This window comes from Bradyrhizobium sp. AZCC 1610, from assembly GCF_036924515.1.
GTDB lineage: Bacteria > Pseudomonadota > Alphaproteobacteria > Rhizobiales > Xanthobacteraceae > Bradyrhizobium.
In genome coordinates, this window is sequence record NZ_JAZHRR010000001.1 from 4,980,761 (window position 1) to 4,998,317 (window position 17,557).

The window sequence follows — 17,557 nt, forward strand, 5'->3', positions numbered from 1 at the left end:
AGCGATACCCATCAACTGCTGCCTGAGACTATTATGGGTATCGCTGCGCTCCACCCATCCTACGAAGGCCCAGGCACGGCAAGCCAGCACTGTTGCAGCGTTAAGACAGTCATCGCCATTCCGGCACGGTCCCGTAGTTCTACGCTTTGCGAATCGTCCACGCCCGCCCCTACTCTCAGCACAGTTCGCATTCCCCGACGTTGCCGGTGTCCGTCCCGCGCAAAAAAGCACGGCTACGGAAGGGTTGCGTTTTTTGCAGGTCAATTCGCGTAAGGGCGTCCAAAAAAACGGCGTGCACCAATGTTGGCATGAACTCTGCATTGGCTGAACGAAGTGGATATTCCTTATCAACGAAGGTCGCCATGCTCGTCACTCTTGTCGCTGTTCTCTGCAACAGCCAACTCTGTCTCGAAAAGATCGTCACCACCAGTGACCAGTCCGGCATCACCATGAGCGCGTGCGCGGTCAACGCGCAGATTGGAATCGCCGACTGGCTCGCCAAGGGGCCGTATCGCGAATGGCGATTGCAGCGCTACAAGTGCGTGCTCGGGAAATACGTTCCGAAGAACGAAGCCTGAGCCGGTAACGGCGAAGCTGCTGCTGATCCGCAGCGCTACGTCACGCCGTGGCGCCACACACAACGCTGTCATACCCCGCGCATGCGGGGTATCCAGTACGCTGCGGCCTATCCACGTCATTGCGAGCGAAGCGAAGCAATCCATCGCTCGGCATAAAGAAAGAATGGATTGCTTCGCTTCGCTCGCAATGACGGGTGGAGACATTTGCGACATAAATCCGCGTTCTCGCGGCGCGACTTGCGCCCGAGGTTTGCTGAAAATTCCTTCCCTCAAAACAGAGGGAGCAGGGAATGCCGGGTGCTTGCTGCACCCGCGGTCTCGTGTGCAATAGTGGAGATAGAGGCGCACACGAGCATACAGGTACAGCCGGAGCACTCCGGCATTCCCTGCGCAATGGGTTGACGGCTTATGCCGCGCTCTCCCTGGAGACGAATTCGTCTTGCCTCCATCGCTGCCGGCTTGATGGCTGATCGATCCGGTTGGATCAACTTTGCCACCGACAGCTTAGCATCAGCCACGGATGCCAGGACCACACGGTTTTGCCGTACGCTGCAACGTCGTCGTCTTGCGCGCTGTGCTCACTCACGGCCGAAACCGCCCTGCGAACACCTTCACGCGCCTGACGCTGCCGCGTCCACCGCATCCCACCCCGCGTCCGTGACGATCGCGATCCGCCCCTCGTGAGGGATGAGACGGCGGGATTTCTACTGGTGATTTGGGGTGATCGAGAAGCGAATTGTTTTTTCGGAAGGGGCTGGACGGGGCAAATCGCGTTGAATTGGCTTGGAAAATTAATGTTTGCGAGCAACGGCCAACCGTTGGCTCGAAGGATGCGGCGGCCGCGGCACAGCGATTGAGTGCACTGTCACCGTTCCGAGCTATTCAAATCTCACGCAAGATTGCTGCAGAAATTCGCTGCGAGCGGAGGCTCTGCAAATCTTCTTATTATTGCATCGAAGTGCAGAGCTTTGCAGTAATTTGCAAGAAACCAAGGCTGCTTCTGATTCTAAGCTTGCTGAGAAGCCCCAAAGGATGCGGCGATTACATCGAACAGCTCAATGTTAGCCCGAACTCCCAAGACAAAATCGCTGTCATCCCCTCCCCCGTATAATCGACTTCCGTAGACAAGCTGATCAAACGGCTCATTCCCTCCCAACTCAAACGCAAATTTGGGATCGTCCGCGTGGAATATCCGAAACATCAATGGCATTTGGGTACAATAAGGACTCCCCCCGAGATCAGTGCTGACCTCGAAGACGAGGCCGCAGCTCAGATTTTTATGCCAGAGGTTACGACGGCGCTTGAATGCATGCGCTGAGCAAAACTTATCAATGAAGGGAAGGACGTCCCGCTTCTTTCCTGTCCAACCCGCCGTCTGAGTTTCTAAACGCTCGCTCTCCTGCTTCTTCTGCATCCCTATGTAGGCTGCTTCGCTATTTCTAAACTCAGCATCAAACCAGGTTTTCTTGAGATGCTCAAACAAGCATCTGATGAGTGGGGGAGCTTGAAAAGGAGGCTCAAGAAAATCTCTGGCCGCGAAGAGCTCGTCCAAAAATGCAGAACGGTATTTTGGTTCAATGCCAAAATACCGCATCTCGGAACGCACCTTTCCTGCGCACCGCATTGTCTCCAACGCGACTTCATCCCAATATCGATTGAGCAAGTCCGCCTGGTGTTCACCGCAGAACTCAATCATTCGATTCTGCCATGCTCTGTGGACCAAGAAGCCGCGCGCCTCAAAGGCAAGCTGTATCGAAACACGGCCTGACCAGTTTGCCACCACGTTCAGAAGAGGGTGATCTTCCATCATAACATCTCACTGCAAAAGGATGATCCAAGACGGCGGCGGCGGTGGCACAAAAAACGATAGAAAGTACGAACGGCTTAAGCTTATGAAACAGGTGCTTCCTTGCGACTAAACGGCGAACAGCCGCAAAAATGGACGCCTGACGCGTTCATGGCAAGCCTTCGAATCAACGGATTCATAGATGGGTGGAGCGCAGCAATACCCCATCTACACGGCGTACGACGACGATGATGGTTTCGCTGCGCTCTACCCAATCTCACGAAGTCTCCTGCGCTACAGCTTCGATAAATCCATTTCGGGATCGTAAGTCTTGCCTTCGGCATCCTTGGTGATGGCTTGGCCGCAGATCACTTCGCCGCGCTTCTGGTCGAATGTCAGAGTCGGCTGTCCATAAAGCTGCCACCCGCGGTTCAGGGCGTCGGTCACCCGATGGCAGAATGCGGCGTCATCCTTGCCGGTGAGATATCGGTAGACCTTCATGATGCCCTCGACAGGTTCGAACCAGCTTTGCGATCATAGCCCGTAGGATGGGTGGAGCGGAGCGATACCCATCATGCCTCACGCCAGGATTGATGGGTTTCGCTGCGCTCTACCCATCCTACGAAGCTACGTAATCGGCTTCAGCCCCGCCTCGATCGCCGCCCTTCGCGGCTCCAGAAACGGCGGCAGCGCCAACCTTTCACCCAGCGTTTCCATCGGCTCATCGGTCGCAAAGCCCGGGCCATCCGTCGCGATTTCGAACAAAATGCCGTTCGGTTCGCGGAAATAGAGGCTGCGGAAATAGAAGCGGTCGATCTCGCCGCTGTTGGGAACGCGGAGTTCGTTCAGGCGCTGGGTCCAGGCGTGATATTGCGCCTCATCCGGCGTGCGGAACGCGACGTGGTGGACGCCGCCGGCGCCTTGCCGCGCGACAGGCGAATTCTTGTCTTCGAGCACATGCAGTTCGGCGGCGGGGCTGCTTTCTCCCCTTGCCTCGCCCATCGCGAAGACATGAATCTCCGCGCCGTGCGCGGCATAGTCGCGCACGCGGCGCATGTTCATCACTTCTGTCAGCACGAAGGCGGTGCGTGACAGGTCGTGCACGGTCAGCACGATCGGACCGAGGCCGCGGATCTGGTGCTCGGCGGGCACTGGGCTGCGCTCCCATGGCGAGGCCGGGCCTATGCCGCCATCGTCGACCAGCACCAGCCGCTGCCCCTCGCCGTCCTCGAACGGCAGCGTCAGCCGGCCGTCGACCTCGACGATATCGCGGGTCACGGCGCCGGACTTTTTAAGGCGATCCCGCCAGTAGCCGAGGGTCTTCTCGCCCGCGACGCGCAGGCCGGTGCGCGAGATCGAATTGGTTCCGCGCTGTTCGGGCGCGGCCGGGAAATCGAAGAAGGTGAGATCGGTGCCGGGATTGGCTTTGCCGTCCGCATAGAACAGGTGATAGGCGCTGACGTCGTCCTGGTTGACGGTCTTCTTGATCAGCCGCATGCCGAGGAGTGCGGTGTAAAAGGCCAGATTCTCCCGCGGCTTCGCCGAGATCGCGGTCAGATGATGAATTCCGCCTAGCTGCATTGCGTTGTCCTCGTAGTCACATTTCGGGAAAAATCGCCCGGGCCCGTTGGGCCTTTTGCCGGATCATGTAGGATGTCACCGGATGATTGGCCAGCGGCACCGCCGCAGCCTGCAGCTTCGCTGCGCTCACAGCAATGACGGTGACACACCAAGCTGCTATGTCAAAGCAAGCGTAGCCCGGATGGAGCGCAGCGTAATCCGGGGACAGCTCGGCCGCGGCACGAATCCCGGATTGCGCTGCGCTCCATCCGGGCTACGATATCGATGTCCATGAAAGTTCTCCTTCGTCCCATCCTTGCATTCGCGATCATGCTGGCGCTTGCCGCATCATCGCTCGCCCAGACCGCCGCGCCGGTGGACCTTCGCATTCTCGCGATCAACGATTTTCACGGCTACCTTCGCCCGCCGCCGGGCGGGATCACGATTGCCGATCCCGAGGACAGGACGAAGAAGATCACTGTTCCCGCCGGGGGCGCGGAGCATATGGCGACGCTGGTCGGCCAACTCCGCGACGGGCACAAGAACTCGATCTTTGTTGCGGCCGGCGACTTGATCGGCGCCAGCCCGTTTTTGTCGGCGATGTTCCATGACGAGCCGACGATCGAGGCGCTGTCGATGATGGGGCTGGCGCTTTCTTCCGTCGGCAACCACGAATTCGACGAGGGCAAGGACGAACTCTTGCGTATGCAGAATGGCGGCTGCCATCCGGTCGACCAATGCCAGGGGCCGCACCCGTTTCTGGGCGCGAAATTTCGCTATCTCGCCGCCAGCACGTTCGAGAAGAGCAGCGGCAAGACCGTGTTTCCTTCTTACGAAATCCGCGCATTCGACGGCATTCCGGCCGCCTTCATCGGCCTGACCTTGAAGGGTACACCGGGCCTCGTCTCGCCGACAGGCGTTGCCGATCTCGAATTTCGCGACGAAGCCAGTACGGTGAACGCGCTGATCCCGGAATTGAAAGCGCGCGGCGTCGAGGCCATCGTCGTCCTGATCCACGAAGGCGGATTGCCGACGGGCGACTACAACGAATGCCCTGGCGTTTCGGGCCCGATCGTCGACATCGTCAAGAAGTTCGACAAGGCGGTCGACGTTGTGGTCTCCGGCCACACCCACCGGGCCTATGTCTGCGAGATCGACGGGCGGCTCGTCACATCAGGCGACAAATACGGCACCCTCGTCACCGCGATCGATCTCAAGCTTGATCCGACGACGCGCGATGTCGTCAGCGCCAAAGCCGACAACACCATCGTGCGATCAGCAACGCTCGCGAAGGACGTCCGGCAAACTGCGCTGATCGAATCCTACGACAGGCTGGCCGCGCCGATCGCCAACCGCCCGGCGGGTTCGGTGACGGCCACGCTGTCGCGCGTCCCCAACAATGCCGGCGAAAGCCCGCTCGGCGACATCATCGCAGACGCGCAACTCGCGGCCACCAGCGCCGAGGAAAAAGGCGGCGCGGTCATCGCCTTCACCAATCCCGGCGGCGTGCGCGCCGATGTAACGCGCAGAGAGGACGGCGCGGTGACCTATGGCGACGTGTTCGCCAGCCAGCCGTTCCGCAACCAACTGGTGACGATCACGCTGACGGGAAAACAGATCAAGGACATGCTGGAGCAGCAATGGCTCGACCCGAAACGGCCGAGGATCCTGCAGGTGTCGAAAGGATTCGCCTATGCGTGGGACGGATCGAAGCCTGACGGCGAGCGCGTGCTGCCTGAACGGATGTCGCTGAACGGACAGCCGCTCGATCCCGCCGCGAGCTATCGCGTCACCGTCAACAATTTCCTGTTCGTCGGCGGCGACGGTTTTACCGTGCTCACCCAGGGAACCGCGCCGCTGATCGGCGTCTACGATTCCGACGCGCTGCATGCCTATTTCAAGGCCAATAGCCCGGTCAGCCCGACCACAGTGGATCGCATTGTCAGGGTAAATTAGCAGCGACGCGCGAGGGGCAGTGTTCCCCGGATGCTGCGCAGCACGAAGTGGTGCGCTGCTGATCCGGGGTCCACATATTTTGCTGCGGTGGGTCCCGGCTCTGCGGTGCATCGTCACCGGACGATGCTTCGCATCGCCGGGGAGACGCTGCACCGCGTCCGGGACACGGAAACTGGCAGAAAAGCCATCATCGTCTTGCGAAATGCGTGGGCCTTTCCGAGCGGCCCCTAACCGCCTAGATTAGCCGATCCGTTGCCGGCGCGCGCCTCAACGCCAGGATTTTGCATGACACTCCTTCTGACGCATACCGCCTGTCTCGACCATCTCACGCCCCCGGGGCATCCCGAACGCCCCGACCGGCTGCGCGCGGTCGCCGAGGTGCTGGCGGACGATCGTTTCAAGCCGCTCGCGCGCGGCGAAGCGCCGGAAGGCAATCTTGATTCCGTCACGCTGTGCCACGGCGAGCATTATATCGGCGAGCTCCGCCATATCGCCCCCCAAAGCGGCATGATCTATATCGACGGCGACACTTCGATGTCGCCGGGCACCTGGGAGGCCGTGATGCGCGGCGTCGGCGGCGCGGTCGCGGCAACGGATGCGGTGATGGCAGGCACGCATCAGAACGCCTTCGTCGCGGTGCGCCCGCCCGGCCATCATGCCGAGGTCTCCAAGCCGATGGGCTTCTGCTTCTTCGACAATGTCGCCATTGCCGCCCGTCACGCCCAGCGCAACTACGGCATCGGCCGCGCGGCGATCGTCGATTTCGACGTCCATCACGGCAACGGCACGCAAGACATCTTCTGGCACGATCCGACCGTGATGTATTGCTCGACGCATCAGATGCCGCTGTTTCCGGGCACCGGCGCCAGCGGCGAGCGCGGCGAGCACGACACCATCGTCAATGCGCCGCTGGCTTCCGAGGACGGCAGCGCCAAGTTCCGCTCGGCGTTCGAAAACCTGATCCTGCCGCAATTGCAGAAGTTCTCCCCGGAACTGGTCATCATCTCCGCCGGCTTCGACGCGCATCACCGCGATCCGCTGGCCTCGATCAACCTGAAGGCGGACGATTTCGGCTGGGTCACGCGCAAGCTGATGGATGTGGCGGAGACAAGCGCAGGTGGTCGGGTTGTGTCGGTGCTCGAGGGCGGCTACGACCTGCAGGGGCTGAAAGAGTCGGTTGCGGCGCATGTCACCGCATTGATGGGCGCGTAGATCCCCGCCACAATAGCCCCGCAAAATGTTGTTTGATTCAGCGCTCTTAGGGGGGCGCATTCGGGAACTCGATATGGCCGAAAATACCCAGCTGGACGTCAAGAAACTCTCCTTCGAGCGCGCGATCGAGGAACTTGAATCGATCGTCACGCGGCTCGAGGGCGGCAAGGTGCCGCTCGAGGAATCGGTCGCGATCTATGAGCGCGGCGAGGCGCTGAAGCGCCGCTGCGAAGAGCTGCTGCGGCAGGCCGAGGCCCGCGTCGACAAGATCACCACCGACGCCAACGGACAGGTCACCGGGACCGAGCCGCTCGACGTGCAGTGATCCGGCCGGCGGGAAGGCCCCGCCCACCCGAAACGCTGAATGCCGCCCAATATGGTAGCCGATTTAGTCGCCTAATTAGTTCTTGGCGCCCTGCCGAGCCTGTTATAGTCGGCCATCATCCGGGGACAGTACGTGCGCGTCCAGCACCGCCATATCATCTATATTCAGGGCTACGATCCGCGCGGGCTGGCGCAATATTACCGCATGTTCCGGACCGAACTGCGCAAGTTCGGCCGCCTTTACCAGCTCCAGGCCACCATCAGCCGGCCCAAGGTCGCTGCCGACGACGAGATCGCGTCCTGGACCATCGATACCGCAGCTGAGGACTGGCAGACCCGCACGACTTACGATTTCCTCCGGTTCGAGGATTTCATCCAGCAGGACCTGGCGTCGCCGATCTGGCGCACGGTGTTCAGCGCGGTGTGGATCTACTGGCGCCTTATCTTCGCCGGCACCATCGCCCGCTTCGGCAAGGCGAACTGGCGCTTTGCCACGTTCATCACCTATCCGCATCTTGTGCTGCTGCTCGAAGCCGCCGGTGCCGCAGCCATCGCTTTCGTGTTCGAGAAGGGCCTCAACGCCATCGGCATTCCCGATCCTTTCAGCATCGCGGCCGCGATCGCGATCTTCGTAGGGCTGCTCGGAGCCGTGCTGAAATACACGGAAAACGCCACCTACGTGCTCTATCTCTTGTGCGACACGATCTGGACCTGGGAATTCTCGCACCGCGAACGCCCGGAATGGGACCAGCGCATCGACCGCTTCGCGCAGCACCTGGTCAATGTCGCGAAAAGCAGCGACGCCGAAGAAATCGTCATTGTCGGCCATAGTTCCGGATCGTTCCTGTCGACGGAAGTGCTGGCGCGCGCACTGAAGCTCGACCCCGCGCTCGGCCGTCACGGGCCGCGGATCGTGCTGCTGACGATCGGCGGCAATTTCCCGATCGTCGGCTATCACGCGGTGTCGCAGCCGTTCCGCGACCATCTACGGCAGCTCGCCATCGAGCCGTCGATCGACTGGATCGACTGCCAGGCTCGCAAGGACGTGATGAACTTCTACCAGTTCGATCCGATCACGAGCCACGGCATCGACGTCGGCGCCTTAAGGCGCAACCCGAAGATCGTGCCGGTCCGCTTCCGTGACATCATCCGCCCCGAGCACTACGAAAAGTTTCGCTGGCAGTTCTTCCGCGTGCATTTCCAGTTCGTGATGGCCAACGAACTGCCCAATGCCTACGACTTCTTCATGATCGTCTGCGGGCCGGTCCCGCTCAGCGCACGGATGACCGTCCCCGACGCCGCGCTCGATGTCGCAACCGGCGATTCCGGAGTGCGCGCGAGGGGTTGGAAAAGGATCGAAGCGGCCACGACGGCGGCCGAAAGTGCCGCCGATTTGAGCAAATTGGAACCATCCGCCCGCCGCAGCGGTTGAAAAATTCGCGGTTTATCCGGCTCATGCCCCGGAACCGAATCGGCTCTCCGGGTTGGCTTTGGCGGCGGCTTTGGTGTAAAGCTTGCGGCTCTATGGGCTGGGAGAGCAGCCTGCGGGCTAACTTTCGACGGCAGCAAGTGCTTCAAATAGCTAAGGAAACTGAACCGAGAAGGGTTTCGAAGCTACTAACGTGATGCATATCACATGGTTTAGGCCAGAGTGCATCTAGGCTTTCAAATCAGGTACCGGCCCGCCGAGATGGCACCGGGGTCTGGATTTTCACGGCGCGGTTAACGCGCTTCCCGTCTCGCGTCGGGCCACTGGCCCCGACATGCAAAATTGGAATATCGCTGTGACCACATTTAGTAAAACGCCGCTTCTCGATACCATCCGCACGCCCGACGACCTTCGCAAGCTCAAGATCGAGCAGGTGCGTCAGGTCGCCGACGAACTCCGCCAGGAAACCATCGACGCCGTTTCGGTGACCGGCGGCCACTTCGGCGCCGGCCTCGGCGTCGTGGAACTCACCACCGCGATCCACTACACCTTCGACACACCGCGCGACCGCCTGATCTGGGACGTCGGCCACCAGGCCTACCCGCACAAGATCCTGACCGGCCGCCGCGACCGCATCCGCACGCTGCGCACCGGCGGCGGCCTCTCCGGCTTCACCAAGCGCAGCGAGAGCGACTACGATCCGTTTGGCGCCGCGCACTCCTCAACCTCGATTTCGGCCGGCCTCGGCATGGCGGTGGCGCGCGACCTCGCCGGCGGCAAGAACAACGTTATCGCCGTGATCGGTGACGGCGCGATGTCAGCCGGCATGGCCTATGAGGCCATGAACAATGCGGGCGCAATGAATTCACGCCTGATCGTGATCCTCAACGACAACGACATGTCGATTGCGCCGCCGGTCGGCGCGATGAGCGCATATCTGTCGCGGCTCTATTCCGGCAAGACCTACCGCACGCTGCGCGAGGCGGCCAAACAGATCAACAAGCGCCTGCCGAAGATCCTCGCCAACCGCGCCAACCGCGTCGAGGAATATTCCCGCGGCTTCATGATGGACGGCGGCACGCTGTTCGAGGAACTCGGCTTCTATTACGTCGGCCCGATCGACGGTCATAACCTCGACCATCTACTGCCGGTTCTGAAGAACGTCCGCGACATGGAAACCGGCCCGATCCTGGTTCACGTCGTGACGCAGAAGGGCAAGGGTTACGGCCCGGCGGAAGCTTCCGCCGACAAGTATCATGCGGTGGTCAAATTCGACGTCGCCACCGGCGCCCAGGCGAAAGCAAAACCGAACGCGCCGGCCTACCAGAACGTGTTCGGCCAGAGCCTCGTCAAGGAAGCCGAGAAGGACGACAAGGTCGTCGCCATCACCGCGGCGATGCCGTCCGGCACCGGCGTCGACATCTTCAACAAGGCCTTCCCCAACCGCACCTTCGATGTCGGCATTGCCGAGCAGCATGCGGTGACGTTTGCCGCCGGCCTTGCCACCGAAGGCTACAAGCCGTTCTGCGCGATCTACTCGACCTTCCTGCAGCGCGGCTATGACCAGGTGGTCCACGACGTCGCGATCCAGAGCCTGCCGGTGCGTTTTGCAATCGACCGCGCCGGCCTGGTCGGCGCCGACGGCGCGACCCATGCCGGTTCGTTCGACAACGCCTATCTTGGCTGCCTGCCGAACTTCGTCATCATGGCGGCGTCCGACGAGGCCGAACTGGTGCACATGGTCGCCACCCAAGTCGCGATCAACGACCGGCCGAGCGCGGTGCGCTATCCGCGCGGCGAAGGCCGCGGCGTCGAAATGCCGGAGTTCGGCGTTCCCCTCGAGATCGGCAAGGGCCGCATCGTCCGCCAGGGCAACAAGATCGCCCTGCTCTCGTTCGGCACGCGCATGGCCGAATGCGAGAAGGCCGCCGACGAACTCGCCGCCCACGGCCTTTCCACCACCATCGCCGACGCCCGCTTCATGAAGCCGCTCGACGTCGATCTGGTGCTGAAGCTGGCGCGCGACCACGAGGTGCTGCTCACCATCGAGGAAGGCTCGATCGGCGGCTTCGGTTCGCACGTGATGCAGACGCTGGCCGAACATGGCATGCTCGACGGCGGATTGCGGATGCGCGCGATGATCCTGCCCGACGAGTTCATCGACCACGACTCGCCGAACGCGATGTATGCCCATGCCGGCCTCGACGCCAAGGGCATCGTCGCCAAGGTGTTCGATGCGCTCGGCAAGGACTACAAGACCGAGACCGTCAAGCTCGCCTGAGGCACAGCCGCTTCGGTTCTGACCTGGTCAGAACCGAAGCCTTGCAGAACCGAAGCCTCGCAGAACCGAAGAGCTGGCTCTTCGCCGGTAATCCCCATGAAGATCTATCTGGCAGGTCCCGATGTGTTCCTGCCGGACGCCGTCGAGATCGGGCGCCGCAAGGTCGCGGTCTGCGCCCGCCATGGCGTGAGCGGCCTCTATCCGCTCGACAATGCGGTCGATCTTTCGGCCGCCGACGCCTCGCTCGCGATCTTCAAGGGCAACGAAGCGATGATGGACGCGGCGGACGCGATCATTGCCAATCTTACGCCGTTTCGCGGCCCAAGTGCGGACGCCGGCACGGTCTATGAACTCGGCTACATGGCCGGCCGCGGCAAGTTCTGTCTGGCCTACAGCAACGACCCCGCCATCTATGCCGAGCGGGTTGCGCGATCCTTTGCGGTCACGAAAGCCAGTGGCGGTCATCTGATCGACGACGACGGACTGACGGTGGAAGATTTCGGCCTGCCCGACAACCTCATGATGATCCACACGCTCGACCTGCATGGTGCTAGACTGGTGACGCCGCGGCAGCGGCCTGCGGACATCTGGCACGATCTCACCTCGTTCGAAGCCTGCGTTGCGCTTGCGGCGGATCGCGCCACCGGCAAATCGGACTGACCTTGGCGAAAACGAGCAACAGCGAAACTTCTGCCCGCAAGCGCGTGGACGTGCTGCTGGTCGAGCGCGGCCTGTTCGATAGCCGCGCCCGCGCCCGTGCGGCGATCGACGCCGGCGGCGTGACCGCCGACGGCAGGCCCGTGCTGAAGGCGTCGGAGATGATCGCCGCCAATGCCGAATTGTCCGCGCAGCCCGCGCACCCCTACGTCTCGCGCGGCGGCGTCAAGCTCGCCGGCGCCCTGGAGCAATATCCGATCGAGATCGAGGGCCATGTCTGCCTCGACGTCGGCGCCTCCACCGGCGGCTTCACCGAGGTGCTGCTGCAAAACGGCGCCAGCCTCGTCTTCGCCATCGATGTCGGGCGCGGCCAGTTGCATCCCTCACTGCGCAGCCACGCCAAAATCGTATCGATGGAAGAAACCGACATCCGCAAGTTCGAGGGCAAGCGCCTGCCCGCCCGGCCGGATATCGTCGTCATCGACGTCAGCTTCATTTCCCTGAAGGTGGTGCTGCCGGTGGCGTTGTCGCTCGCCGCAGCACCAATGCATCTGCTGGCGCTGATCAAGCCGCAATTCGAGGCGGAGCGAAAGCACTCCAAGCGCGGCATCATCCGCAACGCGATGGTGCATCAGGAAATCTGCGACGATATCTCGGCATTCGCCGCCTCGCTCGGCTGCACCGATATCCAGGTGTTTCCCTCGTCGATCAAAGGCGGCGACGGCAATATCGAATTCTTCATGGGCGCGCGCCGTGGCTGACAGCGAGCGCCTCGTCATCGACCATGTCGGCCATCACGGCGACGGCGTCGCCATCGCAGGCGGCGGCAACATCTATGTGCCGTACACGCTGGGCGGCGAAACGATAGAGGCCGCAGCCGTTCCCGGTCACCATCCCGACCGCCGGCGATTGATCAAGGTCGAGGCCGCAAGCGTCGAGCGGATCGCGCCGTTCTGTCCGCATTTCGGCGTCTGCGGCGGCTGCGCGATCCAGCACTGGGACACTGAGCCCTATCGCGCCTGGAAGCGCGAGCTCGTGGTGACGACGCTGGCGCAGACGGGAATCGATTGCGACGTCGCGCCCCTCCTCGATGCCCATGGCGCGGGCCGCAGGCGCATCACCCTGCACGGGCGGATAGGAACGCACGACGTGCTCAAGGTCGGCTATGCGGCGGCCGGTTCGCACGACATCATTCCGATCGACCGCTGCCCGATCCTCGACCCGCATCTGAACGGCGCGATCGAGGCGGCCTGGGCCGTCGCCGAGCCGCTGATATCGATGGGTAAGCCGCTCGACATCCAGATCACCGCGACCAATAGCGGGTTAGATGTCGATGTGCGCGGCTCCGGCCCGCTGTCGACCGCCTTGATCACCAGGCTGTCGCGCATCGCGGAGCAGCATCGGCTGGCGCGGCTGACGCGCCACGGCGAGCTGGTGCTGATGCGGACACAGCCCGTGATTTCGATCGGCGCCGCGCAGGTGGCGCTGCCGCCCGGCTCGTTCCTGCAGGCCACCGTGGCCGGCGAGGAAACGCTGGCCGCGCTGGTGTCGGACCATTGCAAGCGCGCCAAACATATTGCCGACCTCTTCTGCGGCGTCGGCCCCTTCGCGCTGCGGCTTGCGGCGAAGTCGCGGGTAACCGCCCTCGACAGCGACGCCGGCGCGGTCGCGGCATTGCAGAAGGCTGCGACTTCGACGTCAGGGCTGAAGCCGGTCAAGGCGGAGGCGCGCGACCTGTTTCGCCGTCCGCTGATGCCGCAGGAGTTGCGCGACTACGACACGGTCGTGTTCGATCCCCCACGGCAAGGCGCGCAGGCGCAGGTGACGCAGCTTGCGGCGAGCAGGATTCCGACGGTGGTTGCGGTATCGTGCAACGCCACGACGTTCGCACGCGACGCGAAGATTTTGATCGACGGCGGCTACAAGATCGACGGCGTCACCCCGGTCGACCAGTTCCGCCACACGCCGCATGTGGAATTGGTGGCAAGGTTCAGGCGGTAAGCCGACGCGCGTAGCCCGGATGGAGCGAAGCGAAATCCGGGGCGGTGCAAGCGGTGACGCTTATGGGAATCCCGGATTGCGCTTCGCTTCATCCGGGCTACGAAATATGGCTACCTCCCCCACCGGTCCTGCCAGATCTTCTCGCCGATCATGCAATTGACGCGCGGCTCCCTGCCGGCGGTCGGCACGACGGGGCGGTCCGGGGTACGGCCGGCGATTTCCAATAGCAGCTTGGTGCGGATCGCTTCCTTGAACTTGTCGCGGTCCTTGATCGTCACCACGAAGGAGCCGGGGCCGCCGATGACGCAGTCCTCGTAATAGAAATCGAGATTGTCGATATCCATGGTGGAATAAGACGGCTCCTTCACCATGATCGGCAGGCCGTTGATGATGATGCCTTTTTCGAGCGCGGCGTCGCGCGCGACCGTCACCGGCATGCCGTTGTTGTTGGGACCGTCGCCGGAAATATCGATCACGCGCCGCAAGCCGCGGTGCGGGCTCTCGTCGAACAGCGGCAAGGCGAAGTTGATCGCACCCGAGATCGAGGTGCGCGACGCCCGGCGGATCGGGGTCTTGACGATTTCGTTGGCAACGGCGTCCGCCGTCTCGGGCCCGTCGATCAGGCGCCACGGGATGATGATCTTCTGGTCGGAGGATGCCGCCCATTCGAAATAGGTCACCGCGATCCGGCCGTTCGGGCCGCTCTTCAGCGCCTGCAAAAATTCCTTGGAGACGATCGCCTGCGCATAACCCTCCCGCTGCAGCGCGAGTTCATCCATGTCCATCGAATACGAGACGTCGACGGCGAGGACGAGTTCGACGTCGACGGTCGGGTTGGCATCCTTGTCGGCCAGTTGGCGGCCGGCGGCGTTCGGCCGGTTCGCCTGATACGGCGCGGCAAAACTCGCCACATCGCCGCCGGCGAGTACGCCCGCGACAAGCACGACCCCGATCGAGACATACCAGCGCATTGCGGCCCTCCCGTCGAACGACAGTGATGGTGACATGCAAAGTGGCCGACGCAAAGCGCTGAAATCATTTGTCCTTCACATTCGGGTTAGGATCAGGCTTCGGCCACAGCCCGCGTGCCCGGCAGGTTCCACTTCGCGATTCGCCTGCCCAGCGCCGAGCTTCGCAGTTGAACGATTATGGCGCTCGGCGCGACAGATGCGATGCGGCCGCACATGAAGGGCCGAATTGGCACGATCATGGTTACGTCGCCAAAACTTCCCGCAAATGACAGCCTGCCGCCATTGATGCGTCGACGAGCCCGGCGCGATGAAGGCCCTGAGCGAGCTGAAACTCTCGGCAAACACCCAGTTTCAGGACCGGCCCGGAGCCTGTAAACTGATCGAGACGGCCGTCAGCCGCGGCGATCAGACCATGGCGCAGCGCCTGGCGGACTGCCGCGCCAACTGAGCGCGGCGGGCCCGCGTCATTCGCTCGCTTGCCGGACTTGACTGGAAATGGCCGATACCACCGTCACGCCAAAGACCAAGGTCAAAACCAAGACCGAGCGGCCGCGCCTGCACAAGGTGATCCTCGTCAATGACGATTACACGCCACGCGAGTTCGTCGTCACGGTGCTGAAGGCCGAATTCCGCATGACCGAGGACCAGGCCCACAAGGTGATGATAACGGCGCACCGCCGCGGCGTCTGCGTGGTCGCCGTGTTCACCAGGGACGTCGCCGAGACCAAGGCCACCCGCGCCACCGACGCCGGCCGCGCCAAGGGCTATCCGCTGTTGTTCACGACCGAGCCGGAGGAATAGCGGAGACCGCGTAGCCCGGATGGAGCGCAGCGCAATCCGGGGTCAGTCTTTCCGCTCACCGAAGTTGTCCGTATGGGTACTCCCGCCGCCACCCCAATCCGGAGCCAGAATGCCTGCGCGGACATAGCGATGCAGCGAGGAAAATGGCCAATCTGACGGCGATGTCGCTAACTGGTGCTTGACCGGATTGAAATGCACGTAATCAGCACAGCGCTCGAAATCCCGTTCATCCCGTATGGTGTGCTCCCAAAAGCGCTTCTGCCAAAGAGAATATTCCCCACGATGATCGCGTGAAAGTTGAGCGCCCGTAGCGAGAACACTTCGCGTAAAACTTCCCTTGATCCGTCGCCACCTGTCTGAAAAGTCCGAGTCGCCGGGCGGCAACGTCAGAATGGCATGTAAGTGGTCCGGGAGAATGACGATGGCATCGGTAACAAAAGGCCGTTCGTTTCGCGTTTTCCGAAATGCCGCGCGCAACAACACGACATGATCGATCAGCGCGGACGAACCTCGGTCATCCAGTGTGACCGTGAAGAAAAACATCCCGCCGGGGACGAAATTACGCCGATAATGGACCATGGTGCCCGTCTACCCCGGATTGCACTGAAACGCGTAGCCGGATGGAGCGCAGCGTAATCCGGGGACAGCTCGGGCCGCGGCACGAATCCCGGATTGCGCTGCGCTCCATCCGGGCTACGGGATTCCTTACGCCGCCGATTTTTCGTCGACCAGGCCGTACACGCGTGCGGCCCTGGAGAAACCGGCGACAGGAAACTCGCCGAGATCGCTCCAGCCTCCTCGGCAGATGCCGGCAAATCCTTCCGACGCCACGACCGTGCGGCCGAGTTGGCTCGCGATCTTTTCCAGCCGCGCCGCCAGATTCACCGCAGGTCCAATGCAGGTGAAGTCGAGCCGGTTGCCGCCGCCGATGTTGCCGTACAGGATTCGCCCGACATGCAGGGCGAGGCCGAAGCGAAAACGTTCGACCGCGTCTCCAATCGGATAATTCAGCTCCGCCACGCTGGCGCGGGATTCGTGGGCGGCCTCCAGCACGTGCGAGCAAACCTGCTGCTCGTCGCCGACATACTCGTCGATCGGAAACACCGCGAGCAGGCCGTCGCCCATATATTTCAGCACGTCGCCTCCATGCTTCTTGATCGCGGCGACCTGGCAATCGAAATACTGGTTCAGAATGGTCCACGACGGTCTCGGCCGGCAACCGGTCTGACAACGCCGTGAAGCCGCGCAGATCGGAGAGCCAGATCGCGGCATTCATCGTCTCGGTGTGGCCGCGGCGAATTTGCCCACCCATGATCCGCTCGCCGGCGCTGTTGCCGACATAGGTATCCAGAAGGCTCGCAGCCATGCGGTTCAAACTGAGGATCTCGACCACCCGGGCCAGTGGCTTCGCCAGGCTCCGCAGCGCTGCCAATTGTTCGTCCGTGAACCCACCGGCTTGTTTGGTGGTCCAGCTCGATGCATTCACCGTGCCGCCGATGAAGGGCAATGGCAGCGCGAGATAATCCGTGACGCCTTCGGCGCGAAATTCGTCGACAATCGGAAAACGACTGCTCCGGAGATCATCGGTGCGGGCCCGAACCTCCAGCCCCTGCTGGAACACAATGATCAGCGGGCTGGTGTGAAAATCCGGCGACTGCAGGATGTTGTAGTCGACCGCGCCAACCTCGACCTCGGCGCCCGGCTTCCAGATGAAACTGCGCCCGTAAATTTCGGGATGCAGGGTTCGAACGAAGACGCCGACACGCCACAGCGGCAACCCCGCCGCGACCATCCGTTCGCAGCACTCGGCCATAAATCTCTTGGGGCTGGCCGCGGATCTCCCGCCATCCATCAGCCAGTCGGTCAACTCTCGCAGTCTTGATGCATCCATCGCGCCGGTATTTGCCGCGCAACTGCAGCGCGCGTCAAGCGCGCTCGCAACGACATCCGGCGTGACCCGACGACGGAGCTGCGCTAGCTTTACGGCGCAAAGCAAGAGGA

Annotated in this window: 17 protein-coding genes and 1 pseudogene; 11 read left to right on the forward strand and 7 right to left on the reverse strand. The window is 62.2% G+C overall.

Translation table 11 applies throughout. The annotated features are described in order from the left end of the window. Window positions 1-175 precede the first annotated feature (175 nt). Window positions 176-364, reverse strand: a complete 189-nt coding sequence (locus V1279_RS24630) for a hypothetical protein (RefSeq protein WP_334441139.1) — start codon at window positions 362-364, stop codon at window positions 176-178. Here V1279_RS24630 and V1279_RS24635 point away from each other — a divergent pair. After that, on the forward strand, window positions 363-578 hold the full coding sequence (locus V1279_RS24635; protein WP_057843360.1) for a hypothetical protein: 216 nt from the start codon (window positions 363-365) through the stop codon (window positions 576-578). The two genes, V1279_RS24630 and V1279_RS24635, sit on opposite strands and share 2 nt — an antisense overlap. Before the next feature lie 1,006 nt (window positions 579-1,584). Here the strand turns inward: V1279_RS24635 and V1279_RS24640 are convergent. The 3 genes from V1279_RS24640 to V1279_RS24650 all read right to left on the reverse strand — a co-directional run bounded on the left by V1279_RS24640 (window position 1,585) and on the right by V1279_RS24650 (window position 3,945). After that, window positions 1,585-2,388, reverse strand: a complete 804-nt coding sequence (locus tag V1279_RS24640; RefSeq protein ID WP_334441142.1) for a hypothetical protein — start codon at window positions 2,386-2,388, stop codon at window positions 1,585-1,587. A gap of 270 nt (window positions 2,389-2,658) precedes the next feature. Then, entirely contained in the window at window positions 2,659-2,865 is a 207-nt protein-coding gene (locus V1279_RS24645) for a DUF1737 domain-containing protein (protein ID WP_334441145.1), read from the reverse strand. Window positions 2,866-2,991: 126 nt separating this feature from the next. Then, entirely contained in the window at window positions 2,992-3,945 is a 954-nt protein-coding gene (locus V1279_RS24650) for a ring-cleaving dioxygenase (protein WP_334441148.1), read from the reverse strand. A 270-nt stretch (window positions 3,946-4,215) separates the two neighbouring features. Here V1279_RS24650 and V1279_RS24655 point away from each other — a divergent pair, with 270 nt between their 5' ends. The 8 genes from V1279_RS24655 to V1279_RS24690 all read left to right on the forward strand — a co-directional run bounded on the left by V1279_RS24655 (window position 4,216) and on the right by V1279_RS24690 (window position 13,784). Beyond that, a complete protein-coding gene (locus V1279_RS24655) occupies window positions 4,216-5,880 on the forward strand; it encodes a bifunctional metallophosphatase/5'-nucleotidase (protein WP_334441150.1) in 1,665 nt (554 codons plus the stop codon). Between the two features lie 285 nt (window positions 5,881-6,165). Continuing rightward, window positions 6,166-7,092, forward strand: a complete 927-nt coding sequence (locus tag V1279_RS24660; protein WP_334441152.1) for a histone deacetylase family protein — start codon at window positions 6,166-6,168, stop codon at window positions 7,090-7,092. Between the two features lie 73 nt (window positions 7,093-7,165). After that, entirely contained in the window at window positions 7,166-7,417 is a 252-nt protein-coding gene (locus V1279_RS24665) for an exodeoxyribonuclease VII small subunit (RefSeq protein ID WP_334441154.1), read from the forward strand. 132 nt (window positions 7,418-7,549) lie between these two features. Further along, window positions 7,550-8,848, forward strand: coding sequence for a hypothetical protein (locus tag V1279_RS24670; RefSeq protein WP_334441157.1), 1,299 nt, complete (start codon window positions 7,550-7,552; stop codon window positions 8,846-8,848). Between the two features lie 331 nt (window positions 8,849-9,179). Continuing rightward, window positions 9,180-11,126: a 1-deoxy-D-xylulose-5-phosphate synthase gene (gene dxs, locus V1279_RS24675; RefSeq protein ID WP_334441160.1), complete on the forward strand. Its 1,947-nt coding sequence runs from the start codon at window positions 9,180-9,182 to the stop codon at window positions 11,124-11,126. 96 nt (window positions 11,127-11,222) lie between these two features. After that, on the forward strand, window positions 11,223-11,786 hold the full coding sequence (locus tag V1279_RS24680; protein WP_334441163.1) for a nucleoside 2-deoxyribosyltransferase: 564 nt from the start codon (window positions 11,223-11,225) through the stop codon (window positions 11,784-11,786). A 2-nt stretch (window positions 11,787-11,788) separates the two neighbouring features. Continuing rightward, window positions 11,789-12,544 (forward strand): TlyA family RNA methyltransferase, encoded by a 756-nt coding sequence (locus V1279_RS24685; RefSeq protein WP_334441166.1) that lies wholly within the window; start codon window positions 11,789-11,791, stop codon window positions 12,542-12,544. Next, window positions 12,537-13,784, forward strand: coding sequence for a class I SAM-dependent RNA methyltransferase (locus tag V1279_RS24690; RefSeq protein WP_334441169.1), 1,248 nt, complete (start codon window positions 12,537-12,539; stop codon window positions 13,782-13,784). The genes V1279_RS24685 and V1279_RS24690 overlap by 8 nt, the downstream gene beginning before the upstream one ends. 110 nt (window positions 13,785-13,894) lie before the next feature. Here the strand turns inward: V1279_RS24690 and V1279_RS24695 are convergent, their stop codons facing one another. Further along, window positions 13,895-14,755, reverse strand: coding sequence for a DUF1194 domain-containing protein (locus V1279_RS24695; RefSeq protein WP_334441172.1), 861 nt, complete (start codon window positions 14,753-14,755; stop codon window positions 13,895-13,897). A gap of 307 nt (window positions 14,756-15,062) precedes the next feature. On the opposite strand from V1279_RS24695, the gene V1279_RS24700 reads away from it, so the two are divergent. Both V1279_RS24700 and clpS read left to right on the forward strand, forming a co-directional pair. Beyond that, a complete protein-coding gene (locus V1279_RS24700) occupies window positions 15,063-15,203 on the forward strand; it encodes a hypothetical protein (RefSeq protein ID WP_334441175.1) in 141 nt (46 codons plus the stop codon). Between the two features lie 47 nt (window positions 15,204-15,250). After that, a complete protein-coding gene (clpS, locus tag V1279_RS24705) occupies window positions 15,251-15,556 on the forward strand; it encodes an ATP-dependent Clp protease adapter ClpS (protein WP_334441178.1) in 306 nt (101 codons plus the stop codon). Window positions 15,557-15,598: 42 nt separating this feature from the next. Here the strand turns inward: clpS and V1279_RS24710 are convergent, their stop codons facing one another. After that, the gene (locus tag V1279_RS24710) at window positions 15,599-16,135 is read right to left on the reverse strand and encodes an REP-associated tyrosine transposase (RefSeq protein ID WP_334441180.1); all 537 of its coding nucleotides are present in this window, start codon (window positions 16,133-16,135) and stop codon (window positions 15,599-15,601) included. A 126-nt stretch (window positions 16,136-16,261) separates the two neighbouring features. Then, window positions 16,262-17,447: pseudogene (locus tag V1279_RS24715) on the reverse strand (adenylate/guanylate cyclase domain-containing protein). Between the last annotated feature and the right edge of the window lie 110 nt (window positions 17,448-17,557).